Annotated in this window: 33 protein-coding genes; 23 read left to right on the top strand and 10 right to left on the bottom strand. The window is 67.2% G+C overall.

The window, feature by feature from the left end:
• The 11 genes from ACRDTB_RS05720 to ACRDTB_RS05670 form a co-directional block, all read left to right on the top strand.
• On the top strand, window positions 1-1,752 hold a 1,752-nt coding region (locus ACRDTB_RS05720; RefSeq protein WP_431428886.1), incomplete at its 5' end, for a hypothetical protein.
• The gene (locus ACRDTB_RS05715; RefSeq protein ID WP_431428885.1) at window positions 1,749-2,714 is read left to right on the top strand and encodes a thymidylate synthase; all 966 of its coding nucleotides are present in this window, start codon (window positions 1,749-1,751) and stop codon (window positions 2,712-2,714) included. The genes ACRDTB_RS05720 and ACRDTB_RS05715, both read left to right, overlap by 4 nt.
• Window positions 2,711-4,453, top strand: coding sequence for a carbamoyltransferase family protein (locus tag ACRDTB_RS05710; RefSeq protein WP_431428884.1), 1,743 nt, complete (start codon window positions 2,711-2,713; stop codon window positions 4,451-4,453). The genes ACRDTB_RS05715 and ACRDTB_RS05710 overlap by 4 nt, the downstream gene beginning before the upstream one ends.
• Window positions 4,450-5,517 carry a hypothetical protein gene (locus tag ACRDTB_RS05705; RefSeq protein WP_431428883.1) on the top strand — a complete coding sequence of 356 codons (1,068 nt, stop codon included), beginning with the start codon at window positions 4,450-4,452 and terminating at the stop codon, window positions 5,515-5,517. The genes ACRDTB_RS05710 and ACRDTB_RS05705 overlap by 4 nt, the downstream gene beginning before the upstream one ends.
• Window positions 5,518-5,634: 117 nt before the next feature.
• The gene (locus ACRDTB_RS05700; RefSeq protein WP_431428882.1) at window positions 5,635-6,153 is read left to right on the top strand and encodes a DNA topology modulation protein FlaR; all 519 of its coding nucleotides are present in this window, start codon (window positions 5,635-5,637) and stop codon (window positions 6,151-6,153) included.
• 88 nt (window positions 6,154-6,241) lie between these two features.
• Window positions 6,242-7,075, top strand: coding sequence for a class I SAM-dependent methyltransferase (locus ACRDTB_RS05695; protein ID WP_431428881.1), 834 nt, complete (start codon window positions 6,242-6,244; stop codon window positions 7,073-7,075).
• Entirely contained in the window at window positions 7,072-7,851 is a 780-nt protein-coding gene (locus ACRDTB_RS05690) for a hypothetical protein (RefSeq protein ID WP_431428880.1), read from the top strand. Before ACRDTB_RS05695 ends, ACRDTB_RS05690 begins: the two co-directional genes overlap by 4 nt.
• Window positions 7,848-8,510, top strand: a complete 663-nt coding sequence (locus ACRDTB_RS05685) for a histidine phosphatase family protein (protein WP_431428879.1) — start codon at window positions 7,848-7,850, stop codon at window positions 8,508-8,510. Before ACRDTB_RS05690 ends, ACRDTB_RS05685 begins: the two co-directional genes overlap by 4 nt.
• Window positions 8,511-8,617: 107 nt before the next feature.
• Window positions 8,618-9,406 (top strand): phosphotransferase family protein, encoded by a 789-nt coding sequence (locus ACRDTB_RS05680; RefSeq protein WP_431428878.1) that lies wholly within the window; start codon window positions 8,618-8,620, stop codon window positions 9,404-9,406.
• Window positions 9,403-10,428 (top strand): NAD-dependent epimerase/dehydratase family protein, encoded by a 1,026-nt coding sequence (locus ACRDTB_RS05675; RefSeq protein ID WP_431428877.1) that lies wholly within the window; start codon window positions 9,403-9,405, stop codon window positions 10,426-10,428. Before ACRDTB_RS05680 ends, ACRDTB_RS05675 begins: the two co-directional genes overlap by 4 nt.
• Before the next feature lie 9 nt (window positions 10,429-10,437).
• Entirely contained in the window at window positions 10,438-11,241 is an 804-nt protein-coding gene (locus ACRDTB_RS05670; protein WP_431428876.1) for a 3-deoxy-manno-octulosonate cytidylyltransferase, read from the top strand.
• Window positions 11,242-11,269: 28 nt separating this feature from the next.
• Here ACRDTB_RS05670 and ACRDTB_RS05665 read toward each other — a convergent pair whose 3' ends face one another.
• On the bottom strand, window positions 11,270-11,998 hold the full coding sequence (locus ACRDTB_RS05665; protein WP_431428875.1) for a GntR family transcriptional regulator: 729 nt from the start codon (window positions 11,996-11,998) through the stop codon (window positions 11,270-11,272).
• Window positions 11,999-12,028: 30 nt separating this feature from the next.
• Window positions 12,029-12,529, bottom strand: a complete 501-nt coding sequence (locus ACRDTB_RS05660) for a GntR family transcriptional regulator (protein WP_431428893.1) — start codon at window positions 12,527-12,529, stop codon at window positions 12,029-12,031.
• A gap of 306 nt (window positions 12,530-12,835) precedes the next feature.
• Here ACRDTB_RS05660 and ACRDTB_RS05655 point away from each other — a divergent pair, with 306 nt between their 5' ends.
• The 9 genes from ACRDTB_RS05655 to ACRDTB_RS05615 all read left to right on the top strand — a co-directional run bounded on the left by ACRDTB_RS05655 (window position 12,836) and on the right by ACRDTB_RS05615 (window position 20,095).
• The gene (locus tag ACRDTB_RS05655; protein WP_431428874.1) at window positions 12,836-13,525 is read left to right on the top strand and encodes a 6-pyruvoyl trahydropterin synthase family protein; all 690 of its coding nucleotides are present in this window, start codon (window positions 12,836-12,838) and stop codon (window positions 13,523-13,525) included.
• Window positions 13,522-14,226 carry a 7-carboxy-7-deazaguanine synthase QueE gene (locus ACRDTB_RS05650; protein ID WP_431428873.1) on the top strand — a complete coding sequence of 235 codons (705 nt, stop codon included), beginning with the start codon at window positions 13,522-13,524 and terminating at the stop codon, window positions 14,224-14,226. The genes ACRDTB_RS05655 and ACRDTB_RS05650 overlap by 4 nt, the downstream gene beginning before the upstream one ends.
• A 233-nt stretch (window positions 14,227-14,459) precedes the next feature.
• Complete coding sequence (gene folE, locus ACRDTB_RS05645) at window positions 14,460-15,086, top strand: GTP cyclohydrolase I (RefSeq protein WP_431428872.1); 627 nt, start codon at window positions 14,460-14,462, stop codon at window positions 15,084-15,086.
• On the top strand, window positions 15,086-15,901 hold the full coding sequence (locus tag ACRDTB_RS05640) for a hypothetical protein (protein ID WP_431428871.1): 816 nt from the start codon (window positions 15,086-15,088) through the stop codon (window positions 15,899-15,901). Before folE ends, ACRDTB_RS05640 begins: the two co-directional genes overlap by 1 nt.
• The gene (locus tag ACRDTB_RS05635; protein WP_431428870.1) at window positions 15,901-16,968 is read left to right on the top strand and encodes a hypothetical protein; all 1,068 of its coding nucleotides are present in this window, start codon (window positions 15,901-15,903) and stop codon (window positions 16,966-16,968) included. The genes ACRDTB_RS05640 and ACRDTB_RS05635 overlap by 1 nt, the downstream gene beginning before the upstream one ends.
• A 20-nt stretch (window positions 16,969-16,988) precedes the next feature.
• Window positions 16,989-17,684, top strand: a complete 696-nt coding sequence (locus tag ACRDTB_RS05630; RefSeq protein WP_431428869.1) for a dTMP kinase — start codon at window positions 16,989-16,991, stop codon at window positions 17,682-17,684.
• Window positions 17,685-17,716: 32 nt separating this feature from the next.
• Window positions 17,717-18,637: a DUF2797 domain-containing protein gene (locus ACRDTB_RS05625; RefSeq protein ID WP_431428868.1), complete on the top strand. Its 921-nt coding sequence runs from the start codon at window positions 17,717-17,719 to the stop codon at window positions 18,635-18,637.
• 70 nt (window positions 18,638-18,707) lie between these two features.
• Window positions 18,708-19,547 (top strand): class I SAM-dependent methyltransferase, encoded by an 840-nt coding sequence (locus tag ACRDTB_RS05620; protein ID WP_431428867.1) that lies wholly within the window; start codon window positions 18,708-18,710, stop codon window positions 19,545-19,547.
• Window positions 19,544-20,095, top strand: a complete 552-nt coding sequence (locus ACRDTB_RS05615) for an NUDIX hydrolase (protein WP_431428866.1) — start codon at window positions 19,544-19,546, stop codon at window positions 20,093-20,095. The genes ACRDTB_RS05620 and ACRDTB_RS05615 overlap by 4 nt, the downstream gene beginning before the upstream one ends.
• A gap of 20 nt (window positions 20,096-20,115) precedes the next feature.
• Here the strand turns inward: ACRDTB_RS05615 and ACRDTB_RS05610 are convergent, their stop codons facing one another.
• From ACRDTB_RS05610 to ACRDTB_RS05580, 7 genes are all read right to left on the bottom strand, one after another.
• The gene (locus ACRDTB_RS05610) at window positions 20,116-20,631 is read right to left on the bottom strand and encodes an NUDIX domain-containing protein (RefSeq protein ID WP_431428865.1); all 516 of its coding nucleotides are present in this window, start codon (window positions 20,629-20,631) and stop codon (window positions 20,116-20,118) included.
• Between the two features lie 303 nt (window positions 20,632-20,934).
• Window positions 20,935-21,234: a hypothetical protein gene (locus ACRDTB_RS05605; RefSeq protein ID WP_431428864.1), complete on the bottom strand. Its 300-nt coding sequence runs from the start codon at window positions 21,232-21,234 to the stop codon at window positions 20,935-20,937.
• Window positions 21,235-21,256: 22 nt separating this feature from the next.
• The gene (locus ACRDTB_RS05600) at window positions 21,257-21,865 is read right to left on the bottom strand and encodes a RapZ C-terminal domain-containing protein (RefSeq protein WP_431428863.1); all 609 of its coding nucleotides are present in this window, start codon (window positions 21,863-21,865) and stop codon (window positions 21,257-21,259) included.
• A gap of 2 nt (window positions 21,866-21,867) precedes the next feature.
• Window positions 21,868-22,155, bottom strand: coding sequence for a hypothetical protein (locus ACRDTB_RS05595; protein WP_431428862.1), 288 nt, complete (start codon window positions 22,153-22,155; stop codon window positions 21,868-21,870).
• A 133-nt stretch (window positions 22,156-22,288) separates the two neighbouring features.
• Window positions 22,289-22,675 (bottom strand): hypothetical protein, encoded by a 387-nt coding sequence (locus ACRDTB_RS05590; protein WP_431428861.1) that lies wholly within the window; start codon window positions 22,673-22,675, stop codon window positions 22,289-22,291.
• Between the two features lie 21 nt (window positions 22,676-22,696).
• On the bottom strand, window positions 22,697-23,008 hold the full coding sequence (locus ACRDTB_RS05585; protein WP_431428860.1) for a hypothetical protein: 312 nt from the start codon (window positions 23,006-23,008) through the stop codon (window positions 22,697-22,699).
• A gap of 98 nt (window positions 23,009-23,106) precedes the next feature.
• Window positions 23,107-23,460 (bottom strand): hypothetical protein, encoded by a 354-nt coding sequence (locus tag ACRDTB_RS05580; protein WP_431428859.1) that lies wholly within the window; start codon window positions 23,458-23,460, stop codon window positions 23,107-23,109.
• A 146-nt stretch (window positions 23,461-23,606) separates the two neighbouring features.
• Between ACRDTB_RS05580 and ACRDTB_RS05575 the strand changes: the two genes are divergently transcribed.
• The 3 genes from ACRDTB_RS05575 to ACRDTB_RS05565 all read left to right on the top strand — a co-directional run bounded on the left by ACRDTB_RS05575 (window position 23,607) and on the right by ACRDTB_RS05565 (window position 25,670).
• Window positions 23,607-24,518: a DUF5753 domain-containing protein gene (locus ACRDTB_RS05575; RefSeq protein ID WP_431428858.1), complete on the top strand. Its 912-nt coding sequence runs from the start codon at window positions 23,607-23,609 to the stop codon at window positions 24,516-24,518.
• A gap of 28 nt (window positions 24,519-24,546) precedes the next feature.
• Window positions 24,547-24,765: a DUF397 domain-containing protein gene (locus tag ACRDTB_RS05570; protein WP_431428857.1), complete on the top strand. Its 219-nt coding sequence runs from the start codon at window positions 24,547-24,549 to the stop codon at window positions 24,763-24,765.
• Between the two features lie 65 nt (window positions 24,766-24,830).
• Entirely contained in the window at window positions 24,831-25,670 is an 840-nt protein-coding gene (locus ACRDTB_RS05565) for a hypothetical protein (protein ID WP_431428856.1), read from the top strand.
• On the opposite strand, the gene ACRDTB_RS05560 is transcribed toward ACRDTB_RS05565, so the two are convergent.
• On the bottom strand, window positions 25,656-26,765 hold the full coding sequence (locus ACRDTB_RS05560; RefSeq protein WP_431428855.1) for a JmjC domain-containing protein: 1,110 nt from the start codon (window positions 26,763-26,765) through the stop codon (window positions 25,656-25,658). The genes ACRDTB_RS05565 and ACRDTB_RS05560 overlap by 15 nt on opposite strands.
• Between the last annotated feature and the right edge of the window lie 121 nt (window positions 26,766-26,886).

Raw genomic sequence — 26,886 nt, 5'->3', positions numbered from 1 at the left:
CTGCCGACCTCCACACCGCGGATCCAGCTGGCGGCGTTGGAGGAGACTCGCCTTGACGCCGCTGAGATCACCTCGTATACAGACACGCTCGTGCGTCATTTGGAACGCGAGCACAGTGCGGATGCGGTGACACCAGGCGGTGTCAGCTGGTTGCGGGTTCATGCAGTGCCCGTACGGCGCCTGGTGAACCAGGCGGTCCGGAAACTGCTGGCGTTGTCGAACTGGCTTCCCTTTGCGACAGCGCCGGGTCCGCTCGTGACCGGTGTGGACAGTCGTCTCGTTGAGACGCGAGACAACGCTGTGTTGGGCTATCACTCCTACACGGCCGCCTGGGCCGGTATCGCCTTCCTGCTCGCCGACAGCCCCAGTGCGCAAGCACTCCACATCGAGGAGAACTCTTCCGACGTCGTCGTGGCTCCTGATGTGGCTGCCGGTCTCGTTACGGCTGCGGCGGATGTGGTGGCGGTGTCGTGGTCGTCACGGCATGCGCAGACCTTGCTGCCTGTGTTGGAGATTCTCGCTGCGCGCGGGACGTCCAGTCTGGTCGTGGACTGTGCGAGCGAGCTCGATCAGCGGGTTCCCACCGTATTGACGGCCACCTCCGGACAGCGGATCACCGTCTCGCGTGTGCCAGCGCATGTCTTCGAGGAGACGGGCGGGCTGGCCATCTCGGGCGCGGCGGACTGGCGATCGGGCCGCACGCTCTCGGTCGGTGTGTGCCGAATCGATCTTGGTCGGCTTGCGTCTCTAGTGTCGCGCACGGTCCTGCGGAGCACGGACTGCACGCAGCCTTCGTGGGCGGCCGCATGTCGGCTGGAGCAGATGTTGGATCGGGTGTTCGCCGTGGCACGGTCTGCGGTGTTGTTGTGCAGCAACGACACCAGCCCGGTCGGCGTGTTGGCGGTGGGTGCGGCGGATCGCGCGGGCGCGGACACCGTGTATGTGCAGCATGGCGCGTGGGTGTCCGGGCAGGTAACGGGGAGGGCGGAGCACTGCGGGCACATCGCGGTCATGGGAACGCGTGATGTCCCTGTGGCTCGGCGATGGGCGCGTCGAGCTGACGCGGAGGTACACGTCGTGGGTCAACCGCGCTTTGACCCGTTGGCAGGCGTCGACAAGACTCGCCAGCGCCAGTATCTGAGCGATCTTCTTGCGGCGCATGGTCGTGTTCCGGACCAGCTGCTGGTGTGGGCGTGCCAACCGGTCAGCGCCCGCCGTCTCCGCGCGCAGTTCGACGTGCTCGTGGAGGGTGTGCGGCAGGCCATCAGTGATTGGGGGCTGGTGATCGCGCCGCACCCAGTGCAATCCGAGGAGACGTTCGCTTCGCTGCTGGCTGATGCGTCCGGGGTCCCGGTTGCCGTGGTGGCTTCGGAGGTCGGTGCCCGTGGTTGTCTGGGTGGCGCGCACGCGGTCGTGAGCGCTTCGTCCACGTGTGGGATCGAGGCGCTGCTGCTGGACGTGCCCGTGCTCGAACTGGCGTTGCCCGGTAACCGCACCCTTGAGCTGGCCGAACAGCACGCCGCCCGACGATGCACGAACGGCACCGATGTAGCTGTCGCGCTCGACCAGCTCGGCTGCCGCGGCACCGTGGTCAAGGTGCCCGAGAGCGCGAAGGACGCCGTGTGCCGGCCGCCGGGACGCAGCGCCGAGTCCGTCGCCGACCTCGTCGCGGCCTGTACGACCAATCGCGCCCGCCCAACACGGCGAGCGCATCAGTCCACGACCACGTTCCTTGGGGAATCACTGAGATGATCACACTGGCTGGACAGTCGGCGAACGAGCTGTACATCGCGGCGGCCGACGCGGTACTGCGCGACGGCGTGGCGGTGCATCCGCGCGGGCTCGAGACGCGCGAGATCCTCGGTGTGCATCTGCGGTTGACCGATCCCCGCCGGCGGTTCGTCGACCTGCCACCCGCGCGGGTGATCAACCCGGCGTTCGCCGTCGCCGAAGCGTTGTGGATCGTGTCCGGGAGCGATGCGCCGTGGATCTACCAATACAACAAGGCGCTGACCCGCTACGCCGATGACGGCGTGCTCCAGGGGGCCTATGGCCCACGGCTGCGCCGCTGGAACAACAGCGTCGACCAGCTGGATCACGTGCGCCGTACCCTCACCGAGGATCCGGACTCCCGCCAGGCAGTTGTTCAGCTCTACAACCCCGGTCGCGACACGCGCGGGTACCGGGATGTGCCGTGCACCCTCGGCTACCGATTCTTCGTACGGCAGGGTCGGCTGCGCATGCACACCACGATGCGCAGCCAGGATCTCTGGCTCGGTTTTCCCTACGACGTGTTCACCGCCACCCTGATCCAGGAGCTGATGGCGGGCTGGCTGGGCGTCGAGCTCGGCGACTATCACCACACCGTCGACTCCCTGCACCTCTACGCCAACCACCACGACTCCGCGGCCACCGTGGCGGCAGAGCCCACGACGCCGTCAGTGCCGATGCCGCCGGTCTCCGTGCCCTGGAAAGAGTTCGCCGCCGTGGTGGGCTCGGTCATCGACGGTGCCCCGCCGACCGGAGCCGGAGATACCTGGGGCATGTTCGCGGCCATCATGGCCAGCTACCGGGCCTGGAGCGACGGCGATCGCGCGACCGCCCATGCCTTGTCCGCCGACGTCGACAGCGAGCTGGGTGCGGCCTTGCGCCGCTGGTATCAGCTGCTCACCGCTGACCATCAGCATCCGGCAGTGATGGGGGTGGCACAGTGACGTGGCCGACTCGGCAGCCTCGACCGGGCCGCCGACCGGACGCAGTGCTCGGGGTGTGCGCCTACACCCACGACTCCGCCGCTGCCCTGCTCGTCGACGGCGCTTTGGTGGGGTTCGCCGAGGAGGAGCGGCTCGTCGGCGACAAGCACACCAAAGTGTTCCCGACCCAGGCGGTGGACTGGCTGCTGCGCGACGCCAACCTCTCCCGCGCCGACATCGCGGCCGTGGGCTACAACTTCCAGCCCACCAGCTACCTCCGCGCGCTCACCGACACCCCGACGCACCTGGTTCGGCGGGCAACGCGCGCCCGAGCAGTTCCCCGTGCCCGCAACGTCCTCAAGGTCTACCGCCGCACCAGGGCCCGGCTAACCATGTTGGCCCAGGAGTTCCCGGCCGCCCAGGTCACCCCGGTGCTGCACCACCGCGCGCACGGCCTGTACGCGTTCGCCTCCTCGGGCTACGACACCGCCGCCGTCCTCGTCGTCGACAGCCTCGGCGAAACGCAGACCACCACCCTCGCGCACGCCCGCCACAGCAGCACGACCTGTGACTACCGCGTCATCGACCAAATCACGGATCCGGCCTCGCTCGGGTACGCCTACGGCGCGGTCACCGAGCATCTCGGATGGCGTCGCGGCGATGAGGAAGGCACCGTGATGGCCCTGGCCGCCCTCGGCGATCCCGGCCGGTTCGCGGACCTCATGGCCCGCGCCATCCCGATGACCGAGCACGGATTCGCCTTGGATCCCGGCCTGTTCCCGCTGCGGGTGCTGTCCCGTCGCTTCGCGCGCGTCAGCCCCACCTTCATCCACGCCACGTGCCCCACCCGCCGGCCCGAGCACCCGGTGGAGCAGGTTCACGCGGACTTGGCCGCCGCCCTCCAGCAGCGCACCGAACAGGTGATGCTGCACTTGACCCGTCGGGTGCAGCGGCTCACCAGCGCACGGCGGCTGTGCCTGTCCGGTGGGGTTGCGGCCAACTGCGTCGCCGTCGGCGCCATCGTCGCCGAGGGCTTGTTCGACGAGGTTCACGTGCCGCCCGCGCCGGGCGACTCCGGCACGGCGGTCGGCGCGGCCGCCGCAGTACACCTCGACCGCGGACTCTCCAGGCCAACGGGCCTCAACGCGCAGTGCTATCTCGGGCCGCACTACCCGGACCTCGAGTTCCCGCCGCACCCGCGCCCCGGCCTGGCCGCGCGCCGCCCAGCTCACGCCGCCCGATTTCTGGCTGAGCAGTTGGCGAATGGCCTGATCGTGGGGCTGTTTCACGGCCGGCTGGAGGCTGGTCCGCGGGCCTTGGGCAACCGGTCGATCCTGGCCTCCCCGCTGCGGCCGGATGTGGTCGACCGGCTCAACCGGACTGTGAAGTTCCGCGAGCCCTTCCGGCCGTTCGCTCCGGTGGTCCTGGCCGAGGTCGCCCCTGGGTACTTCACCCTGCCGCAGCTGGCGCCGTACATGTCCATCGCCTCGGGTGTTACCGACCGCACCCGGCGCACCATCCCCACGATCGTGCACACCAACGGCACCGCCCGCGTGCAGACAGTCACGCCGCGCCAGAATCCGTTTCTGGCCGACGTGCTCACGGAGTTCGCTCGGCTCACAGGAGTGCCGGTGCTGATCAACACCTCGCTGAACATCAAGGGCAAGCCCATCTGCGGCACGCCAGACATGGCGCTGGACTGTCTGATCCAGAGTGGACTAGACGCGCTGATGATCGAAGGCTGGTGGATCGCCAAGTGAGAATCGGGTACAGCTTCTGGGGATTCCTCGGTCCCGGTGTGGTCGACACGCCGGATGGCGGGCGCAGCCACCGCCGGGTACTGATCGACGGCATCCGGTCCCGCGGCCACGACATCGTGTTCCTCCAACGCGACCGCGACCGCGCCGAAACCGGGCTCGACCTGACTGGCACCTACACGTGGGACGACGGCTTCCCCGACATCGATGCCCTGTTTCTCGAGTGGCGCTGGCCCATCCCCGGCCGCAACACCACCCCGTGCGCAACGACCGGCCACACCTGCGACCTGCACCGCCAACAGGCGCTGCTCGACCACTACACCCACCGTGTCGCCACGCCCACGGTCGTCTGGGACAAAGACCAGCACGTGTCCGGCGACGACCCGCTGCGCCGCGTCAGCAACGTGGCGGTGTGCGAACCCGCGTTGTCTCCCAGCCCCGACGCGGTGTCATTGCTGTTCCCGGTCGCCGACGACGCCATCGCCGCCGCCGATCCGGCACAACTGGCTTCCTCGCCCCGACCACTCACCTTGGCCTACGTCGGCAACCAGTACGGCCGCGACGACGCGTTCGATGGCTTCTTCGCGCCCACGGCCACTGCGGTGGATCACGTGGTGGCCGGCAAGTGGACCGACACCGACCGCTGGCCGCACGTCCGGTTCATCGGCCGCATCCCCTTCCCCGAGGTGCAGGAGCTGTACGGGACCGCGCTGGCCACGATCCTGCTTGTCCCCAAGCGCTACGCCCGAACCGGGCAAATGACCCAGCGCCTGCCGGAAGCTGTCCTCGCCGGCTGCGTCCCGCTGTGCCCCGCCACGATCCACCACGCCGACACGCTGGTACCGCCCGAGCTGCTGATCCGCAACGGCGCAGACGCCGTGCTCCGGCTTCAGTGGCTGCGCGACCACGCTGGCCGTGGCGAGCACGCGGACCTGCTGGCCGGCTGCCTGCGGCTCCTCCGCCGCTTCGCCCTCACCACGCAACTGGACACGGTCGAGCGCGTCCTGGATCACCTGACCACACCGGCGGCCACACCAGTGACCACGCTGGCGGGTGGGTACGCATGACCCACGATCAGGTCGACCCACTGGATCTCGGTCCGGTGAGCCCATGGTCACCCCGACGCGCCGGCACCGGCACCGGCACCACAGGTCGCCAGCTCAAGACGACTAGGTTGGAGCGCCATGAAGAAGGTTGCGGTCATCGGCTGCGGAGGCAGCGGCAAGTCCTATGTCGCGCGCGAGCTCGGGACACTGCTGAAAGCGCCGGTCACGCACCTGGACGCCGTGTTCTACGACCGCGATTGGAACGAACTCCCGAAGGAGGAGTTCGAGGCACGGCAGCGCGACCTTGTCGCCGAGCCGAGCTGGGTGATCGACGGCAACTACAACTCGACGCTGCCCGTGCGGCTGCAGGCCTGCGACACCGTCGTCTTCCTGGACCTGCCGACTGCCACGTGCCTGTGGGGCGCGGTGTGGAGGCAGCTGCGGCGGAGGGCTGGCCAGCACCGGGAGACCGGCGAATTCAACCGCATCCACCGAGGCGTCATCCGCTACATCCGCAGCTACCGCACGAAGATGCGCCCCAAGGTCCTGCGCAAGATCCAGGAACACGCCCTGCACACCGAGGTCGTCACGTTGACCAGCCGACGCCAGGTACGGCGCTGGCTGACCCAGGTCGCCCACGACCAAGCACGCCCGTAGTCATTCCCCGAACGGTACCCTCGAGAGTCGGCGCGGTTCACCATGGACTCCGTGCTCGCCAGGGGACGGGCCGATGACCCGGAACGGTGTGAACCCGTTCGTCAGCGGCGACATCGGCCAGGTGCTGTATGGCACGGCCGACCGGCTCGCGGCGCGCACCGGCGCCTTGCATCGCGCGAAGACCGCGGGACGTCCGGTCGCCGACGTCGTGGCCGAACTCGCCCACGTGCACCGGGACGGGCTCGCGTGGCAGGTGGTCCTCGACATCGGCTGTGGCCGCGGCGGCAGTACACAGGCGCTGGCAACGCAGCTGCAGCCGGACCTCTTGGTCGGCGTCGATGCCTCGGCCGCGATGCTGGCGGCGGCGCGTCGCCGGATGGCGGGCACTAGTGACCGGCCCGCTGTCGGTTGGACTCGGGGCGACTTTCACCAACTCCCATTCAAAACCGGGGTGTGTGCGCTCGCGGTCGCGGCGTTCTGCCTCTACCACTCGCCCCATCCGGAGCGGGCCATCGCCGAGATCGCTCGGTGTCTGGAGCCGAACGGTCTGGCGGTGCTGGTTACCAAGTCCGTCGACAGTTACCACCAGCTCGACGCCCTCGCCGCCGTGGCAGGGCTTGACCGCGACGCTCGCGTCCGCCCCAGTCTCTACGCCTCGGCCCACAGCGGGAACCTCGCGTCGCTCGCCGCCACCGCCCTGCACGTATGTCAGGTGGAGCACGAGCGCCACCGGTTCCGATTCACCAGCATGCGGCATGTTGCCGAGTACCTGGCCACCAGCCCGAAGTACCACATGCCGTCGACACTGCAAGGCCAAGTGGACGCCATCGAGGCTGCCTTGATCACCGCCGTCCCGGACCAGCCGGTGGACACCGACTCCACCGTCACCTACGTGGTTGCACGCCGAGGCGGCTCCCAATGACCAGCCGCATCGATCGTGACAGGTTCATCAAGACCTACCCCAGTACGCAGGCCCGCGCGGCGGCGGAGCACCACTACCACTGGCTGACCATCCACGCGCGCCCACTCCGCCTCCCCGGGCTCCTCCGTGCTGACGGCACCAGCCTCGAGTTCATCCGGGTCGAAGGGCGCCACGCCACCCCACCAGACCTTGTCCGGATCGCCGCGCATCTCGGTGACGCCCACCGCGCCGCATGGACTAGTGAGCTCCACCGTGCCCGAATGGACCAGCCGCACCCCATCGACCGTGGTACCACGCTGTCCGACTTCGTCAGTCCACGGCGGGACGCGTTGAACCGGTGCCTTGACGCCGGCGACCTCACCGACCACGACTTCGACGCCGTGCACGCCATCCTGGCCACGGCCGTGTCTCAGCCGGTGGCCTTCTACAAAGACACCAACCCGCGCAACATCCTCATCACCACAGCCGGCCACATCGTCACCGTCGACGTCGACGACCTGACCCTCGCCCCGTTCGGCTATGACCTGGCCAAACTCATCGTCACCCTCGCCATGACCCACGGCCAGCTCCCCGACACCCTCATCCACCGCGCCCTCGACGCCTACAACACCGCCGCGGCACGCCACGGCCCGCGCCACGGCCACGTCGACCTCGAGCACCTGTCCCGCTACGCCGCGCTGCACCACATCCTCACCGCGCCCTACATCGGCCGCGGCGGCTACCGATACCCCTGGCCCACCGTGCAACCCACCGCCTGGCAAGGAGTGCGTCCGTGATCACCACCGAGCTGCTGCTGGTCCGCCATGGACAGGCACACTGCAACGCGGCCGGGATCGTCGGTGGTCCCCGGACCTGCACCGGGCTCACCGACCACGGCAGACACCAGATGACGTTGGTAGCCGAACGGCTCGCAGCCGACTACCCCGGCATCCCAAGGATCACCACCGTCTACACAGGGCCCCGCCAGCGGCTACGCGAATCCGCGGAAATCCTCGCGCACTCCCTAAACGCGCCCATCGCCGTTGAGCCCAGCCTGGACGGACCGCGACACGGCGAGGCCGACGGACAGCCCTGGCAGGAGATCACCGCATCCTTCCGCGGGAATCCCCAGACCCATCCCGACCGGCCGTGGGCGTCCGGATCGGACACCTGGAACGACTACCTCCGCCGCGCCACAGGAGACCTCGCGGAGTTGCTGTCGCGGGTCGCCGGGCAACGCATCGTTGTTGCCGCGCACGGAGAAACCGTCATTGCCGCACACGCCCTCCTGCTCGGATTGTCGGCCGGCAACCGCGTGCGGTTCACCGTCGAGCGCGCCTCCCTCACCCGGTGGCAGCACCGACGCGATCGCTTCGGCCACGACAGTTGGTGGCTGGACCGCCACAACGACACCACCCACCTCCACGCGACAACACCGGCAGACGACATCCGATGAACCACGAGCACGAGCCCACGAAGATGACCGGAGCCGACGACGCATTCCACACGCTCGCCCGGCGAACACTCGGACCTGTGACGGCACTGTCACGCCCCGATCTCCCCGTGCACATCAGGGCCTTCGCCGACTCCAACGGTCGGCACTATCTGGCGAAACGGCATTCCTCGCACGAGCGCTACGAACGCGAAGGCCACGCCTACAAGCGCTGGGTTCCCGCGATCCACGACCGGGCTCCGCACCTGTTGGCTACCGATCCTGATCACCTGATGCTGTTGCTCACCGCGGTACCCGGCGTGCCCGCCACCCACGTGACACCCGGAGGCGACTCCGAGCGCGCGGCCCATCACGCCGCCGGCGCGGTGCTCCGTCGGCTACACGACAGCGCCCCACCCGAGGACAGCCTCCGCATGGCCGTGACACTCGCCGAGCGAACCCGGTACTGGGTCGACCGCACCGGGGCACTGTTGACCGCAGCCCAGCGGCGCCTGCTACTCGACCACGCCGACGCCATCGGCGCGGCTCCCGTCGAGGTGCGCTTCTGCCACCTGGACTTCCAACCGCGCAACTGGATCATCGACGACGACGGCATTCTGCGGCTGATCGACTACGAACACGCTCGGCCCGACGCCCGTGTCCGCGACCTGGCCCGACTCGCCCACCGCTACTGGCCCCGCCGCCCGGACCTCTACCACGCCTTCGTCCGCGGCTACGGGACAGCGCTAGACGACAGTGAACGGGTGCTCATGTACCACTTCGGCGCGCTCGAAGCCGCGACGGCCCTGGTTCGAGGAACTGAGACCGACAACACCGACCTGACCCTGCATGGTCGTACTCTCCTCGACCGGCTCATGCGCCATCCCGACCCTTCGCCAGAGCTGTGGAGCACACCATGAACCCCCTCCTCTCCCTGGCGGGCCAACGCGCGGTCGTCACCGGCGTCGCCGGATTCATCGGCTCCCACCTCGCCGCCGCACTCATCCGTGCCGGCGCTGCGGTGATCGGCATCGACCGCCGCAGCCCACACCACGACCACGCCGCAGCCACGAACCTCGCCGCGCTGCTCGACGCACCGAACTTCACCTACGTCACCGCCGATCTCCGCACGGAACCACTCGACCAGCATGTTCGCGACGTTGACGTGGTGTACCACCTCGCCGCGATACCCGGCGTGCGCCCCTCCTGGGGTACACGGTTCGAGGACTACACCGCGTGCAACATTCTGGCCACCCAACGGATCATGCACGCGGCGACCCAATTGCGCGTCCCTCGTGTCGTCGTCGCATCGTCGTCCAGTGTGTACGGATCGACCGATGGCTCACCCAGCAGGGAAAGCGATCCGCCGCGACCCAGCTCCCCGTACGGAGTCACCAAACTGGCCGCCGAACAACTCTGCCTCGCCCACGCGGCCCGCGGCGACTCCCCCACCACCGCAGTCGCCCTGCGCTACTTCTCTGTCTACGGGCCACGCCAACGCCCAGACATGTTCATCCAACGCGCCCTCACCGCCACCCTCACCGGTCGGCCCCTTCTCCTGTTCGGGCATGGCCATCGACGACGCGACTTCACGTTTGTCGACGACGTCGTGGCGGCCACGATCGCCGCCGGAGCCGCGCGCACACCCAGCACGGTCCTCAACGTCGGCGCGGGCGTCGGAGCTAGCCTGCGCAACGTCCTCGACATCATCCACCAGCTCGTCGACCGCCCCACACCCGTGGAGGTCGTCTCCGACCACGCCGGCGATGTCGACGCCACCTTGGCCGACACGACCTCCGCCCAGCACCTGCTGAACTGGCATCCCACCGTCACTCTCACCGAGGGAATCACCCAGCAACTGCGGTCGCTCGACCCGACGGTGAGCATCCTCACGACCAACAACAACACATCGCTCGCGCCATTCACGCAGCCAGCCATCTAGGAGTCCGCCATGGCACACACCTACGTTGGTCGTGCTGTCCTCGCCGTGATACCCGCACGATACTCATCATCAAGATTCCCAGGGAAGCCGCTGGCCACGCTCGACGGCAAACCAATGCTATGGCATGTGTACCAGCAATGCATGAAAGCGCAGACTATTACAGACGCAGTGGTCGCCACCGACGATGCACGGATCGCCGCCGCGTGCACCCAGTGGGGAATTCCGTCGACCATGACCAGAGACCACCCCACCGGGACCGACCGTGTCGCAGAATGCGCCCAAAAACCTGAATTCCGCGACTACGCCGGCTACATCAACGTCCAGGGCGACGAACCGTTCGTCTCACCCGAATCCATCGACGCCGTCGGCCTCGCCCTACGCCACCAGTGCGGTGGCACAATCGCGGCGGTCAACGCATACTGCGACCTGCACGAGCCAGCCGAGGTGTGCGACCACAACGTCGTGAAACTGACCTTACGCACCGATGGCTGCGCACTGGCATTCTCTCGCCAACCAATACCCTATCCGCACACGTCGACCCGATTGGCATACTGTCGACAACTTGGCCTGTACGGATTCACACCGTCCGGTCTTCATGCCTTCGCAACAACACTGCCTGGCCCCGTAGAACGTGCGGAGGGAATCGAAATGCTCCGACTTCTCGAGCGCGGCCTCGCAGTACAAATGATCAAAGTCAGCGACACCGGTATCGCAGTTGACACCCCTCAAGACCTTGAACGCGCCCAAGCATTCATAGAACACACACGGGTAGATCGTAGTGAACCGTCCGGCAATACCCGCAACCTCGTCTGAGATCGAAGGTGCAGACAACGTCTTGACTCTACCCAGACTCGGTCTCGACGGTCTGTCTGTACAGCAGCTCGTACAGGTGTGCGCCCTTGATGAGGACCGAGGCTTCGACGGGGCGTTCGTTGCCGCTGTAGATGACACGCAACTGCCGGATCACCGGCGTCCCATCTGGAAGGTCCAGCGTCTCGGCTTCCTCCACCGTCGGGGGGCGTGCCGAAATCCGGTCGACGAAGGTCCGCTGAGGAAAGCCGAGGTCGGCAAGTGCCTGGGGTGCGCCGCCGCGGATTTTCGCGGCCTTCGCCAGGCTGCTGTTGGCGGCAATCTCGGCGGGATAGTACGACGCGGACAACTCCACGGGCTGCTCGTCGTGGAAGAGAATTCTGGTGCGGATGATCGTGGTAGCACCGGATATCAGCTGCAATCCGTCGGCGATGTCCGCGGGTGGGACGACGTTCTCGACGTTGAGCAACTGGTAGCGGAACCGGCCTGGTTCAGGCTTGATGTAGGCGGAGGCGTCGATAATGAACGGCTGCCGATCGCGAACATAGACGCCCTTGCCGACCCGGCTGTCGAGGAAGCCTTCGTCCTTGAGCGCCTTCAGCGCGTGCTGGATGGTGGCGTTTGCTGCGCCGTACCGCTCGACGAGTTGCGCGGTGGACGGCAGTTGCGTACCTGGGCTCAGCTCGCCGCGCATGATGAGATCGCGCAGTTCCGCTGCGATCTGCTGATGCCGGGGCCGGACGTCACGGGTGCGAGGCAAGTCCGACTCCTGGGGACGCAGTCGGGCCGGTCATGGCGTCAGCTCGTATCGCAGCCGTCGCCCGTCGGCCACCATCGTCATCACGCTGGCTTCGACGGCCAGATCGTTCTCGGTAACAAGCGCGCGGGCGAGCAGCAGCACACACGACGGGTCGTCCAGCTCCAGCACGGCCCGTTCGTCTGGTGTAGCCAAGCGTGCGCTGACGTCTTCGCGGACGCGGCGAGGCGGATGTCCGAGGTCGGCCAGGAGGGAGACAGCGCCGCCGCGGATCTTGCGGGGCTCGGCCAGCCTGGTGCCCAGAGCGATGTTCGCGGGGTAGTACGAGTCGACGAGCTCGACCGGGTGGTCGTTGAACAGCATGAGGCGGCGCCGGACGACCACCGCCTCGCCCTCATTCAGCCCCAGCATGTCGGCGACCGTCGCGGAGACGACCATTTCGTCAACACTCAGCAACTTTTGAGTTCCCGTGCCGCCATGCTCTGCTGCCTCGGCGCCCCAGGCGTCGCCCCGGTGGCCGCTCACGTAAGGCATCGACACGCTCGTCCACGGGCCTGCGCTCGTCATCGCTCGCCCTCCTTGTGTCTCGCGGTGGGAGGTGCTCCCGCCGTTGACCTTAGTCGTAAGGCAGCAAGGCCACCCTCGATGCTCATCCGACAACCTTGTCACCTTTCGGATATCGCAGTAAGGTCGATCGTAGCGAAGGTACTACAGATCGTCACTGACTCCGTTCGACCCCCGAACTTTCCGGCCGCTGCGCCATCCGGGCCGGCAAGACAGTTCCGCCGCCAGCGCACATCGTCCGAGTGCGGTTCGGCATGACCGAGGAAGGAGGGCTACATGAAGGCCACTGAGGAGAAGTGTGTGGCGGAGGGCCAGATCACCATCTCGCAGTCGTTCGGCTTCAGCGCCAGCCACGAGCTGAGGCAGTTACCGGCCAGTCACAAGTGTCGCCGCAACCACGGCCACAACTACACGGTGACCGCCTCGGCGCTCGCGCGCGATGACGCCCCCGGAGACCTGTCGCCGCTTGGGGACTATCTGGCCGCGACGTTTGACCACCGGTTGCTCAACGAGCAGGTCACCTTCCACCCGACGAGCGAGCTTCTCGCTGCGCACCTTGCCGAGTGGTTCCGGGACCATATGGAATCGGCAATGCCGATCACGCTGGTCGAGATGGTGGTGTCGGAGACCGCGACCACGTCAGCACGCTGTGACAGCGTCACCAGCGAGGTCACGATCTCGAAGACCTTCAAGACCAGCCACGGCGACGTCACGCTGGTTCTGGGGGCGGACGGGCTCAACGAGGTTGGGTTCATCACCGATTTCGGTGACCTGAAGCCGTTCGGGACGTACCTCCAAGCGCCTGACGCCGACGCGGGGCTACGTGCTGCCGGCCCTGCGCTCGTCGCGCACCTGGCTGGCTGGTTCGTCGACAACGTCGAGCCGGAGATCCGCGGTCGACTTGTATCCGTATGGGTCGACTCGGGGACGACCACCGGTCTGTGGGAGCGAGGCGATGCCTCGTGAACACGCCGGCCTTGGCTCCCGGACGTGTAGAGGGTTCCGCGATTCTCACGGAGAAGTTCGAGTCGTTCCAGGGCGAAGGCCCGTGGACCGGGCAGCGCTGCGTGTTCGTCCGGTTCTCCCGATGCAACCTCCGGTGCGGCTTCTGCGACACCCCAGAGAGCTGGGACTGGAGCAGGTACAACCCGGCCGAGGTCAGCGACAGAGTCCCTATCGCCGAGCTGGTGTCGTGGGTGCTTGAGCGCGGCGTGGACATGGTGGTCATCACCGGCGGGGAGCCGATGTTGCAGCAGCCCGCCATGACTGCCCTGGCCCGCGGCCTGACGGATCTTCGGGTGCAAGTTGAAACCAACGGCACGATTGCGCCCACACCTGAACTTGCCTCCTTGGTCGACCTCTGGGTGGTGAGCCCGAAACTCGCGAACTCCGGCATGGCCTACTCCACCCGAATCAAGACCGATGCCCTGTCGGCGTTGGTTGCGACAGACCGCGCGGTGTTCAAGTTCGTTGTCACCGAGCCCGACCGCGACCTCGACGAGATCGCCCAGCTCGTCAAGGAGCACCAGCTGGCTCCGGTGTGGGTGATGCCGGAGGGCACCACCCAGGAGAAGGTTCTGGCCGGTATGGATGCGCTCTACGACCCGGCCACTGAACGCGGGTGGAACGTCTCCACCCGCCTGCACATCCTGACCGGAGCGCGGTGACACCGATTCCCAGACCGAGCACCGGATCGCGCGGTTTCCCGCATCAGCACCAAACCTCAGCGGCCTCCTGTTGAAGGACGCCTTCCGAGGACCTGGCCGAGATCACCCTGATGCTCGCGGTCGTCGTCACTGCGCTGGCACGTCGCCCAGCACCTGCGCGCCAGGGCGCTACCACGAGCCGCCACTGCTGACGTCTTTGACCCATTACCAAACCCGGAAGCGAGACGAAGTCTGTGACCAACACTCTCGACAGGCTGGCTTCCAGCGACAGCCAGGATCTGGCGTCGCCGGGCCCGGTTGACACCGAGCGCGTCGCCGATCTTGTCGGCCAGCTCCTCGCCGCGATCGGCGAGGACCCCGGACGGGAGGGCCTGTCGGACACGCCGACCAGGGTCGCCGCGTGGTGGCGCGATTTCTTCTCCCCGGAGCCGTCGGCCACACCGACCTGCTTCACCGAGCAGCACCTGAGCGGCCAGTTGGTCGTGATCGGCGGCATGAGCGTCTGGTCGCTGTGTGAGCACCACCTGCTGCCCATGAACCTGGACGTCGCAGTCGGTTACGTGCCGGACGGCGAGGTGATGGGCCTGTCGAAGTTCGGCCGCATCGCACAGCAGTACGCGGGTCGTCTTCAGGTGCAGGAGCGCTTCACTCGGCAGGTAGCGGACGAGATCGCCGTCGTGCTCGGCAGTAGCGACGTGGCCGTCGCGGTCCGCGGCACGCACCTGTGCATGAGTGCGCGGGGTGTGCGGATGGATGCAGCTCGTACCACCACAGTGCAGGCCGGTGGTCGATTCGAGAGCGATCCTGTGCTCTCCCAACAATTCCTCACCCTCGCCACAGACAGGTGGAGGGCAGCCTGATGGCCAAGAGCATCGCCTTCTCCGCGATCGCGCCGCCGGACTACCTGAACGCCTTCGTCGCGCAGGAGCCCGCCAGCGTCCACCACGTGGCAGCCCAGCGTGTTCTGACCGACGCTGCCTACCGCGCGTTCTTCCACCGCGAAGCCCAGCGGGGCGCGGAGATCATTGTCGACAACGGAGTTTTCGATCTCGGCCACGCCCTGCCGGCCGCCGACCTGATCGCGGCAGCCCGCATAGTCGACGCCCGTGAGATCATCCTGCCGGACGTCATGCGCGACGGGCTCGCCACCATCCAAGCCAGCGACGAAGCCGCCCGTCAGATCCTCGACCTGAGCGACGAGTTCCGGCTGTGCGTCGTGCTGCACGCGGCAGACGATCAAGAGTGGCTGCGCTGCTACGACTACTTCGCCTCCAGTGACTACGTCGGAGCGATCGCGTTGCCCGCATCCCGGCGCCCCGCCCCCGAAGACCAGCTCTGCCGCACCCGCTGGGCGGCCACCCAGTACCTGGAAGACCACGGCATGATCGAGGACAGGATCGTCTATCGGCTGCTCGGCCTCGGCCGCAGCGGACACCTGGAACTCGTCGAACAGCGCGAGCACGAATGGATCGCCTCGGTCGACGGCGCCGCGCCGGTCATCCTCGGCGCGATGGGCATCGAGATGCTGCCCGGCGGGCCCTACGAGAAGCCCAAAACTCCTCGGATCGAGGACTTGGGCCCCATCCCCGAGGAACGGTTCGACCTGATCCGACGCAACATCGCAGTCGTCCGCGAGGCGGCCGGCAGCAGCGTCCGTATCCCGGAGGCCGCCTGATGAACCTGCTCGCCAATGCGGTCCTGCCCGCATGCCCCGACTCGGCGTTGCGCAGTTCTCCCATCGCGGTGGACGGGCACACGATGGCCCCGGACCGCCTTCTGCGCTACCTCCAGATCAAGGTGCACCACCTGATCCAGGACCACGACTGGGACAGCATCCACGTCGTCGGCAGTTACGACCGCGAAGCTGTGATCTCCGCGTACGAGAAGACCGGCAAGCTGTTCAACTTCGAGCGCCCCACCGCCGACGTCCAAGGCCGTGACCTCACCGTCAAGGCATTCCCCGGTGCCGACTACGTCCACCACTACGCGCTGATCATCGCCACGTACCTTGCCATGACAGGAAAAGCGGCCGACACCGTCACCTACGAGTTGCCCGACCCGACGTTGTCTCGCGAGGCGGTGGGGATGCTCGACCTCGAACTCGATGGCGACCTCGTGATCGTCGGCTGGGGCCTGGCGCACCTTGCCCCGCCGGACGGTGTGTGGAACCACGGGCACGGCTACGCCTGGCAACGCACCGAGGTCCACGGCCGCCGGGTGGTCTACCTCGGTTTCCTGCACAGCATCTGGGGCGACGTCGCCGGGCGCGTGGTCACGCGCCTGGCGGAGCTCGGTGCCCGCGACGTCGTCTACGTCGGCAAAGTCGGTGCCCTGAACCCAGACATCGAACCCAACACGCGACTTGCAACCGGAAACACAAGCCTCGTAGGTGGCAGCGTCGTGACGTGGCCCGATTTCTTCGGTGACTTCGCCACGGCCCAGCCGGGTGTGCACACCGGCGTCCACGTCACCTCGCCCTCGATCTTGCTGGAGAACCGGGACTGGCTGACCGAGCACGCCGAGCACGCATTCGTCGATCCGGAGATCGGCCCCATGGGGGTGGCAGCACGCGACGCCGGGATCGATTTCGGCTATCTACACGTCATTTCCAACAACCTCGCTCGCCATTACCCCGCGGACTTGTCCAACGAGCGTCACAACGACGTTGTCCGGCGACGCACCGTCCTCATCAGACAGATCCAAGACGTCATCGCCAACCGACTGGCCGCCCGGCCGATCTGAACCCCTTGGAGGAGCACCACATGACGAACGCGGCACCTTTCTTCAACCCCACGCGCGGACGGGAGATCACGGTCGTCGGCATCGACGGCGCGGGCAAGTCCACCCTCGCCACCCGCCTGCACCAAGCGCTCAACGAGGCCGGCCACGAAGCGATCCTGATCGGCAAGCACAGCACCGAAGTCCCGATGGACCCGGAGTTGTCCGCCTACGTCGATCGGCTCAACGCGCTCGTCTACCGCCGCGACGCCCGCGTCGCCCAAGCGTGCGGCGACCACTACTGGCTGCTGGCGTTGGCCGCCTGGTACACCCTCCAGGACAAACTCGTCATCCAACCCGCTCTCGCCGCCGGAACCCACGTGATCCTCGACAACGCCCACCACAAGATCCTCGCGCGCTACGCGGTGAATCCCGACGTCTCCACCAGTTTGGCCGAGCAGGTCTTCGCCCACCTCACCGAACCCGACCTGGTCTTCTTCCTGCACATCAGCGCCCGCGACGCGCTCACCCGCAAGGGCGAATTCAGCTCCCTGGAAACCGGCCACTCCGGCGCCACGGACGAGGACTTCATCCGCTACCAAGACATCGTTCTCGCGAAGCTGCGCGAGCACGAGCAGCGCAGCGGATGGCTGTCGATGGACGTGACCGACATGGACCGCGACGCCGTCTTCAAGACCGCCGCCGACGCGCTCGCCGACCGCCTCCAGCTCGCCATCTGACCCCGCCCGCAGCCACCACGAGGAACGCACCCATGCCAGTGACCCGACCGACCGACGGCGAGTACGTGTGCCACGGCATCACCTGGGCGACAGGAGATCCCCGGCTGCTGCTGGCCCCGCTGCCCGACGGGCCGCTGGTCTACGCCGAGATCATGAACCAGCGACTCGGCTTTGCGGTTGGTACTGGCCGGTGGTGCACCGGCCGGTACCAGTTCGCCGACACGGTGCGCGTCGCGGCCCTCGCGTGCCCCGACCGCGCGCCGACCGAGCAGAGCGACCAGTGCGCCCGGTGCCTGCGCCAAGACGAGTTCCGCTTCGCCCACCAGTTCCACCAGGACGGCAACGTCCCCGAGACCTTGCGCCAGTACATGGACCAGCCGCACTGGCTCTACCTCGCCACCTTCGCCGACGGCGCCACCAAAGTCGGCACCGCAGCCGAACCACGCAAGCAATCCCGCCTCGACGAGCAGGGCGCGCTGATCGCCACCTACCTGACCAAGAGTCCCGACGGCCGGGCCGTACGCCACCTCGAAGACGCCATCACCCGCAGTCTGCAGGTGCCCCAGACCGTCCGGGCCTCAACCAAACTCAAGGCGCTGGCCAACCTGACCGACCTGTCCACCGCGAGAGCGACCCACGACCGGCACGTCTCCCGCGCCGCGGACGCGCTCGCCGCGATGAACACCCCGGCAATGCTGGAGAAGTGGACTCCTCCCGCCGAAGGCGACCGAATGCGCGTCGCCAACGGTGTACGGATGCTGTATCCACACGACCTGCGCGACGGCGAGCACGGCTTCACCGTCGTCTCGTGCGTCGGCACCCAGATACTGGCCGTCCTGGACGGTGACGACGAGGTGGACTACGTGCTCGACCTCGGCACCCTCAAGGGGCGCCGCATCACGCTCGGCCCGTTCACCTCGCCTGCCGCCACCTTCCAGAACTCCCTCTTCTAACTGCCCCGGCTGGCTCGTCGCGTCCGTCCGCCACGAGCCTGGCCTGCACCCCTGAAGCGAGGTACCCGCGATGGCACCCCTGGACGCCCTTCTCGGCTGGGACGAGGACACCACCGCAGAGGCGTACGCCGCCTTCACCCGTGACTTCCCCATGTACACGGCCACCAGCCGAGACCTTGCCCGCCGCGCCGATCTCATCGACAGCCGGCTGGTGATCGACCTCTGCGGCGGAGCCGGCGCGACCGCGGAGGCAATCCTCGAACGCGTCCCCATCGACGCCCAGGTCATCTCCCTGGACAACGCCGCTGCCATGCAGCGGGTCGGCCGGCGCACCCTGGCCGACCCGCGCCTGACCTGGGTCACCGCCCCAGCCGAAGACCTGGCCGACCACGTTCCCGGCAATGCGGACGCCGTGGTCTGCAACTCCGCGATCTGGAAGACCGACGTGCCACAGGTGTTCGCCACCGTCCACCAGGTCCTACGACCCGACGGCCGGTTCGTGTTCAACATCGGCGGCGGCTTTGCCGGCGTCCGCCACCCCGACGAGACCAACGTGCCCGCCGGACCGTCGCTGAACACCTTGATCCGTCAGGTCGCGGCCCGTGACTACGGCTACGCCCCGCCTCCAGCCTCCGAGCCAGGTCCGAAGCTACCGCTGGACACGATCGCCAAGCACCTGTCGGTCGCCGGGCTGACCGTGCTCGACACCGAGATCATCGCCCAGCACAGCACCATGGCCGAGAAGAAGGCATGGCTGTCGATTCCCGTCTTCGCTCGACCCGACGGGGACTTCACCCACGCTCAGCGGATGGACATCCTCGACAAGGCGTACTCGCTGACCACACCCGACACACCTACCGTGACGAGCTGGCTCGTAGTGGTCGCACAGCGACCCAGGGGACTACGTTGACCGCCCCGCCGCCGACCAGTAGCCACGGCAGCGGGACCAAGTACTGCGATCACGCGGCCGTCGGCGTGCTCATCGCCTCACCGAACGGGCTGCTGGTCTTCGAACGCGCGAGGCCCCCCGCGGGGATCGCACCGGTCGCCGGTCATGTCGACCAGCACGGAGGACCCGAGCAAGCCGCCCACATTGAGGTCGCCGAGGAAGTCGGCCTGACCGTCACCTCACTTGACCTGCTGCTGACCGCATGGCGGCCCAACCACTGCCGCCGACCGACCAGCGACCGCGTGGGCCATCAGTGGTGGATCTATCGGGCCCAGACGTCTGGACCGATCCGACCCTCTGCCCAAGAGGTGCGTGCCCCGCGATGGCTGCACGAAGACCAGCTCCAGCAGCACGCGCACCGCACCGCGGCCTACGCCGAAGGGCAGCTGAGCGATGAGGAGTTCTGCGCGAAGCCCGGCCTGGAGCCGGTGTGGGTTCGATTCCTTCACGAACTCCAACTGGTGACGCTGCCCGACGACATCCTGAGTCTGATCGACAAGGTCCTCTGACCATGCGCCGGCAACGGGCCTCAGCGCGCCCCCACTACGTTCCCCGCTGCCAATCGGCGCACGTACGCGCGGATACGTTCGCGGTCCTCGGGGAACACGCTCTCCCACATCTCGTCCAGTTCGACCCACCTCGAGGGCTGCCCAGCCTCTCCGCCGAGCAGCACATCACGGCCGACGACAGCCCCGTAGGACAGGCTCAGTGTCGGCGCCCAGTCGGCACGGAAAGAACGGACAGCCACCGCGGCCGGCGCGGGCAGCAACTCGCTCGCTACACCGGCCTCCTCCAGGAGTTCACGAGCCGCAGCTGCCCGCGGCGTCTCGCCCGGCTCGACCTTGCCGCCAGGCGGTACCCATCCACGCACGCGGTGCCGTACGAGCAAGACCTGGCTGTACGTCCGGTCGGTGACCCAGACCTCTGCCGCGAGCGGCTCCATCAGCGTGTGATGGGCGCGCAGCCACGCCTGGGCGTCATCGAACTCCATCGCAGCAAGGCGAGCATCGGCGACCGCTGCTTCCACCGTCAACTGGTCAATCACCTGACCCAGCCTAGGCCGACGTCGCCGCCACCTGACGTTTGCTGGAGAGAACGGCCGGTTGGTGTCACTGCCATGCCCAGAAAACACCCAGTCGAGGGTGAGGTGATCACGGGAGTGCGGTGGCTTAGCCTGCGCGGTGTCGTGGCGCGGCGGTCACCGCAGTCTGGATGATGTTTACCCCGCCCGGCATCGCGCGACACCGGGAGAGTTCGCCGCCAAGACGGGTCACCTGGCGGCTGAGGAGGACGTCCGTACACGGCAACGAAGCGTTCGTGGGCCGCTCGCTCGCCGGTAGCGCCTGGCTCAGAGCTGGTTCCGTAGCCGGATCACCTCGGTGATGTACTCGTGCAGCGTCAGCCGGTTCGCCATCCAGAGTCCGTCCGTCTCGTGAACCTCCCAGATCACCGGCGAGTCGCAGCCGTACCTCGGCAGATACCGGCGGCGTTCGAGACCCGCTCGATCGATCACACGTTCCACGACGGCGTGATGCCGCCCTACCTGGCGGGCGACGCTCGCGACCACGCCAACGTCCAGGAACAGCGCGATGATCTTGTCCTTCTCCTGATCCGTGACCGGGCGCTTGGCGCGTCGGGGCGTCGTCACTCTCAGTCCTGGATATTGGGAATCACGGCAGTGGCATGAGGGGCATCTGGCAGGCCGATCTTCGTTCGACCTGCCAGGTGTACAGCCGGAATCTGTGGAAGAGCCCCACGAGCAGGAACCACCCGATCACAGTGACGACACCATCACCAGCACACCAAGGACCTGCACCACGCCCACTGCCGCCAGCACGATCACGGTGACCGGTAGGCACGCGGCGAGCGCGAGCGCACGCAGCTTCCGGCTCATCGTCCGCCCTGGTGTGGATGTCCAGGTGGCCCACGAACCCGGGGATGAAGTCGGTGCGGCGGATCGAGGTGGCGACATGCTCGGCGACCGCCACCGACCTGTCGTGGCCGCCCGCGCAACCGAACATCCAGGTGATCGCATGCGAGTCCTTCTCCGAGGCACGCTGGATCTGGGGATACAGGACATCGAGCAGGCACTCGAACCAGTTCTCGATCATGGGCTGGCCGAACAGCCACGCCTGGACGGTTGTGTCGAGCCCGGACAGGTCATGCAGGTCGACGGTCTTGAACGGGTTCGGCATCCATCGGACGTCGATTACGGCGTTGGCCGCAGGTGGTTTCCGGTGGTGGTAGCCGAAGCTCGCGACGTACAGCACGGGCGGCACGCTCATTGTCGTGCCCGGACTGGTTGGGGCTTGATTTCGTCGGTGACGTCCACAGTCGGGTCCAAACGCAGCCGGGCCAGCGTGTCGCGCACGTCGTCCTCGGTGACGGCGTTGACGCGTATTGCCCACTCGCCGCCGTGCCGATGCAGCTCGATCGTGGCGGTTCCGAGTTGGAACAGGTCGCGCGTCGGGTTCGACCACGAGAGGAGCCCGTTCTCGAGCCGCACTGCCTTGCACACGGCGTCGGGGTCGACGCTGAACACGACGGCCCGGAACGTGCTCTCGCTCATGCGGCGTCACCCCCGAAGCTCAGAGCGCTCAGCACAGCCAGTACCAGGACGATGGCCAACAGCCAGGCCGTCACCTGCAACGGCGCAGCTGGTCCACAGTGGATCCCGCGCACTCGGTGATTTGCCACGATGTTCAGTCCTTCCGGTTCCTGTTAGGGTTCCAGCGGTTGAGCGCGTCGAGGAGACGTTGGAGATCCGAGCGGTTGCGCGGGTTGAGCGGTGTGACCGCGTTCTGGCTGCGGTTCCATGCGACGTCGGTCGCCCGCCGCCGCTCCTCGGCCAGTTCGTCACCGACCTCGGAGATAGGTGGCAACAGCGCCGTGTCTTCCGGCGAGTCGACCGGCACACGCGGCAGGACCATGGTCGACTCGGGAATCTCGGAGATCTCCACTGCTGGTCGCCAGATCCGCTCGGTGGGGCATTCGTCCTCGGTGATCAACTGGCCGCTGAACGTGCCGATCAGCGGCCAGCCGTCCGGGCCAAGCAGGTCGTGCTTTCCCACGTCGTCGGCAGGGCTCAAGCATGGCACCGCCACCCCGCCCTACACCGCCACGACGAGCTGGTCCTCTTTGGCTCGTCGTAGATCCAGGAAGTGCTCGTACGCGCACTCCGCGCACGTCCGCGACGGGTTCGCCGGGTCCGGCTTTGCGCGCGGCGCGACGAGGTATACGGGTTTGCGCGCGGTCATGCAGAGCGCGAGCATCACGGGTTTGGTCAGGCCGTACCGGTCCGTGTCCGGGCCGGGCATCGTGACGGCCTTCCCATCCCGCGTGAACGGGTAGTGGTGCAGGTCGCCGCCGAGTCTTTCCGGGCACCGCGTCTCCGCCGTCACCTCATCGAGCGGGATGGACATGGAATCTCCTTCGGGATACAGCAAGGGCCCGGCTGATCTGGCAGCCCATCCGGTCGGGGGCCGCCACATCGGAAGAGTGGAGGGTGGGACGTTCCAGATCAGCCGGGCCACAACCGGCGCTCCTTACACAGCGGAGTGCCGGGGTGGGGGCCGCTGCTGCCGACGAGTTCAGGGGTCTCCTCGGCAGCAGCGGGGTTCTGGTAGAGGGCACGGCTCGCCGGCGCCGGTGCGGTGGCGTCATCGGCGAGCCGTGCCCTCTCCATACGCCGGTGCTCAGCAAGACGGCTGAGCCCGGCCGCGACCGCGATTACCAGCAGTACGACGCCGAGTAGGACCCCAACCACGCCCAGGATCGGGCCGAGCGAGCTCACCTCGGGGTCGCTGCTCGACTCCGGGGAGGCCAGGAGGAGCAGCGCGGGTGCGGGACCGGTGAGCAGGCTCAGTGGGTTCACGGTGTACCCTCTCGTGCATCGCATATGCGATTCGCGTTGTCGCATGATGACTGTAGCGTCGAATATGCGATACGACAATGCGACTGTACGAGTGAATCTGGTACGACCTGTGCCGCTCATGGCTTGTCGATCACGCGGGTGAGAGGATGCGCGACGTGCCAAGCCCGACAACGAAGCGGAAAGTGCTCGGCCACGAACTGCGCCACCTGCGACAACGGGCCGAGCTGGACATCACCGACAGTGAGTTGCTGTCGGTGCTCGACCGGTCCTGGTCTGTGCTGTCGAAGCTGGAGAACGGGATCACCGGGATCCGACAGGGGCCGCTGCGTGATCTCGTGACCTTCTACAAGGAGAAGATCGGCACCGATGCTGCCGGCGGCCCGGCCGACGGCGGCGACCCGATCGATCTCGAGGAGTTCGCCGAGCTGAATCGAGGCGCGGAGAACCGCGGCCGGTGGCGAGGACATCGCGGCGTCTATTCGAAGTGGTTCCGCGCCGCCGTCGACTTCGAGCAGGACGCCTCGGCGATCAACATCTACCTGACCGAGCTGGTTCACGGCCTGTTCCAGACCGAGGCGTACATGCAGGCGCTGTTCGCTCCGGTTCACGAGCCAAACGCCAAGACAGCAGCCCAGGTCAAGGCGCGACTGGAGCGCCAGGAGGTGCTGAACCGGCCGGACGTGGAGGTCACCGCGATCTTGTCCGAATCCTGCCTACGGCGGATGATCGGCAGCCGCGACGTGATGCTCCACCAGATGCTGTACCTCGCCGAGGTTGCGATGCGACCGAACGTTCACATCCACGTTCTGCCCTTCGCAACGCCTGTCGTCCCGAAGGCGCATTCGTATCCGTTTGTGTACTTTCGGATACCCTCCGCGAGCCCAAGGACGCCTCCGTTGGAGACCGTGCTTGTGGAGCAGTTCACGAACTGCGACTACTTGGATGGCTTCCAGGACTTGGCCGATTACAGTGGGTTGTGGACCGGGCTGTTGGGAGCAGCCCTCGATCCGGCGGTATCGAGAGACTTCCTGCTCCGGGCAGCCAAGGACTACGAGTGACCGCCGCCAGCCCGAAGGAGAAATGATCATGCAGTCGCGCACGCCCTCCGAGTCCGAGTTCACTGGCTGGCACAAGCCCGAGGCAAGCCAGGCCCAGGGCAACGGTTGCGTGGAGGTCGGCTACGCACCCGGCCACGTTGCTGTCCGGGACACCAAGAACCCTGGCAAGCCCGCCCACATTTACACCGCGCTGGAGTGGAACCTGTTCCTCGACGCCGTGGTGAACGGCGAGTACCAGCACATCTGACCGCAGCGAGAGAAGGGAGCGCCCCGTCCGGTCTGGTTCGGGGCCTTCTTTGTTCGAGGGGGGACATGACCGACCTGACCGTGACCCGGCCGGTGATCAACGTGCGCGAGGAAGCGCACCCGGACGTGCTCGAACGCGTCGAAACCGCGCTGGCGGTCCGCCTGGACCGGGCCTCGGTGGTGTACGGCGAGTCCGGCGCGACGGAGGGCTTCCGCACGAACGCGGGCACGTGGGTGCGCATCGAGCGCCGCGGCGCGACCCGGTTCGCAGCCGCCTGGGTCGGGCTCGAGGCAGCTTCGGTGATCGAGGGCGTCACCAAACCGAGGTGGTTTCAGTCCGTGACGTGGGCTGATCCTGGCCGGGGCGTGGTGTGGCGTGCGGACGAGCTGGAGCTGATCACCGCGCCGATGGTGGGAGAACTCCGTACGGCGGCGCTGATGCCGGACGTGTGGTGGTCAGGTCTGCGCGCGTCGCTAGCCGCCCTCGCCACACATCAGACTCAGCGGGTCGGCATGAGCCAGGCGCACGTCACCCGGCGGATCATCGAGATGTTCGGCGACGACGTGAACACCCGCGTCGACGAGTGGGTGACCGCACACACTGACGTCCACTGGCACAACCTGTCTGTGCAGGGCCACCTGATCGACTGGGAGGATTGGGGGACCGCGCCGCGGGGCCTCGACGCGGCATGCCTGTGGCAGGCGTCGCTGCGGGACGTCGACCTGGCCGCGCGGGTCCGCCGCGAGTTCGCCGCCGACCTGGACACCCGCTCCGGCACGCTCTCGATGCTGGTCCAGTGCGCGAACGTGATCCGGGGCGCCGCGCGGCGCGGGAATGAAACGTCACTGTCCCACGCCGCGCGGGCGGCCTCCACTGGTCTGCTGGCCGCGCTAGCGGACCTGTAGATACCCGGCCAGGAGCTCGTCAGTCAGCTCCGAGCACACGCCCTCGTCCACGAGCGTGCGCGCTACGACGTCGGCCGGGACGCCAGTTGCCTCGGTGACAGCCTCAAGGCTGACCGGGTTGCCGGACAGCAGCATCCGCAGCGCTGGCTCTGCCTTCGCAGCGAACGCGATCTCTTTCCCCACGGCGGTGACTGTCACCTGATCGTCGGTGGTCACAACAGTCGGCGGAAAGTCGGCCAGGCACACCACACCGGCCAGTGGGCCGAACACGTCATGGGTTACTACACGGCGCCGGGGCGGGCGCTCGTGCTCGCGCGCCGCGAGGTACACGCTCTGCGGATACGCCTTCACGAGGTCCGGAACCAGCCCGGTCAGCTCCGGATTGGACCCGGTGCTGGACCTGCCGCGGTCGAGATCGTGCCGGAACTCCTCCAGCATGCGGGAGCGGTCCGCGATCCAACAAAACCAGTCGACGCCAGTGCGCTTCACGAACCCGAAGGTGGCGTGCAAGCTGTAGCCTGCATCGTCACTACCTCGGTCGGTGCGCGTGGCCTGGTGCCAGTAGCCGCGCGGGATGTGCATGACGTCCCCGGCGCGCATCGTGCCTGACCACACGACCTCCTCGGGCGGCTCGTCGTCCTTGGCCGCGTCGCGGTACATCGGCGCGATCCGGTTGGTGCCGCGCACCTCCCAGGACTTCTCACCGCCGAGTTGGACAATGATCACGTCATGGTCGTCCCAGTGGAGGTTGAACCCGGACGCTTCCGCCGTCGTGAGGTAGGTGTTGACCTGCACCAGCTCGTGCGACCACCATTGCAACGCCTGGCAGGCGATCTCCATCGCTGGGTCGAAGCTGTCGAGCGTGTCCAGCACGATCGTGCACCCAGCGCGGACGAACCGCCCGAGAGGTTCCATGCGCGCCATAGACAGGCTCTGCCCGCGGCGCGTCACCACATTGTGCAGGTACCGATCCGGGTGCAACTCGTCGCCGTGCTGAAACACCCGGAACTGCGGGTACGACAGCGACCGGCGCATGATGATGTCGAGCAGTCGGGTTGGTGTCAGAATCTGTTGGCACAGCGAGGGATCGGTCATGCTGCCGTGAGCGAACCCAGCGCCGAGAGGACCGGAGCCATTCCACCCCAACGCGTTCTGAATGGACTCGACCAGTGGATGGTCCACCAATGCTCCTTTCTGTTGGTATTCAACAGAAGAA

It is taken from the genome of Actinophytocola sp. (assembly GCF_050699935.1).
GTDB lineage: Bacteria > Actinomycetota > Actinomycetes > Mycobacteriales > Pseudonocardiaceae > Actinophytocola.
The sequence above is the reverse complement of the archived record's forward strand: the minus strand, read 5'-3'. Positions and strand labels throughout refer to the sequence as shown.

Excerpts from the sequence above, each read along its gene's own strand:
- ACRDTB_RS05715 (WP_431428885.1), top strand. The coding sequence starts at position 1,749 with ATGATCACACTGGCTGGACAGTCGGCGAACGAGCTGTACATCGCGGCG.
- ACRDTB_RS05700 (WP_431428882.1), top strand. The coding sequence starts at position 5,635 with ATGAAGAAGGTTGCGGTCATCGGCTGCGGAGGCAGCGGCAAGTCCTAT.
- ACRDTB_RS05690 (WP_431428880.1), top strand. The coding sequence starts at position 7,072 with ATGACCAGCCGCATCGATCGTGACAGGTTCATCAAGACCTACCCCAGT.
- ACRDTB_RS05675 (WP_431428877.1), top strand. The coding sequence starts at position 9,403 with ATGAACCCCCTCCTCTCCCTGGCGGGCCAACGCGCGGTCGTCACCGGC.
- ACRDTB_RS05670 (WP_431428876.1), top strand. The coding sequence starts at position 10,438 with ATGGCACACACCTACGTTGGTCGTGCTGTCCTCGCCGTGATACCCGCA.
- ACRDTB_RS05660 (WP_431428893.1), bottom strand. The coding sequence starts at position 12,529 with ATGCCTTACGTGAGCGGCCACCGGGGCGACGCCTGGGGCGCCGAGGCA.
- ACRDTB_RS05655 (WP_431428874.1), top strand. The coding sequence starts at position 12,836 with ATGAAGGCCACTGAGGAGAAGTGTGTGGCGGAGGGCCAGATCACCATC.
- ACRDTB_RS05640 (WP_431428871.1), top strand. The coding sequence starts at position 15,086 with ATGGCCAAGAGCATCGCCTTCTCCGCGATCGCGCCGCCGGACTACCTG.
- ACRDTB_RS05635 (WP_431428870.1), top strand. The coding sequence starts at position 15,901 with ATGAACCTGCTCGCCAATGCGGTCCTGCCCGCATGCCCCGACTCGGCG.
- ACRDTB_RS05630 (WP_431428869.1), top strand. The coding sequence starts at position 16,989 with ATGACGAACGCGGCACCTTTCTTCAACCCCACGCGCGGACGGGAGATC.
- ACRDTB_RS05625 (WP_431428868.1), top strand. The coding sequence starts at position 17,717 with ATGCCAGTGACCCGACCGACCGACGGCGAGTACGTGTGCCACGGCATC.
- ACRDTB_RS05620 (WP_431428867.1), top strand. The coding sequence starts at position 18,708 with ATGGCACCCCTGGACGCCCTTCTCGGCTGGGACGAGGACACCACCGCA.
- ACRDTB_RS05595 (WP_431428862.1), bottom strand. The coding sequence starts at position 22,155 with ATGAGCGAGAGCACGTTCCGGGCCGTCGTGTTCAGCGTCGACCCCGAC.
- ACRDTB_RS05585 (WP_431428860.1), bottom strand. The coding sequence starts at position 23,008 with ATGTCCATCCCGCTCGATGAGGTGACGGCGGAGACGCGGTGCCCGGAA.
- ACRDTB_RS05575 (WP_431428858.1), top strand. The coding sequence starts at position 23,607 with ATGCGCGACGTGCCAAGCCCGACAACGAAGCGGAAAGTGCTCGGCCAC.
- ACRDTB_RS05570 (WP_431428857.1), top strand. The coding sequence starts at position 24,547 with ATGCAGTCGCGCACGCCCTCCGAGTCCGAGTTCACTGGCTGGCACAAG.
- ACRDTB_RS05565 (WP_431428856.1), top strand. The coding sequence starts at position 24,831 with ATGACCGACCTGACCGTGACCCGGCCGGTGATCAACGTGCGCGAGGAA.
- ACRDTB_RS05560 (WP_431428855.1), bottom strand. The coding sequence starts at position 26,765 with ATGACCGATCCCTCGCTGTGCCAACAGATTCTGACACCAACCCGACTG.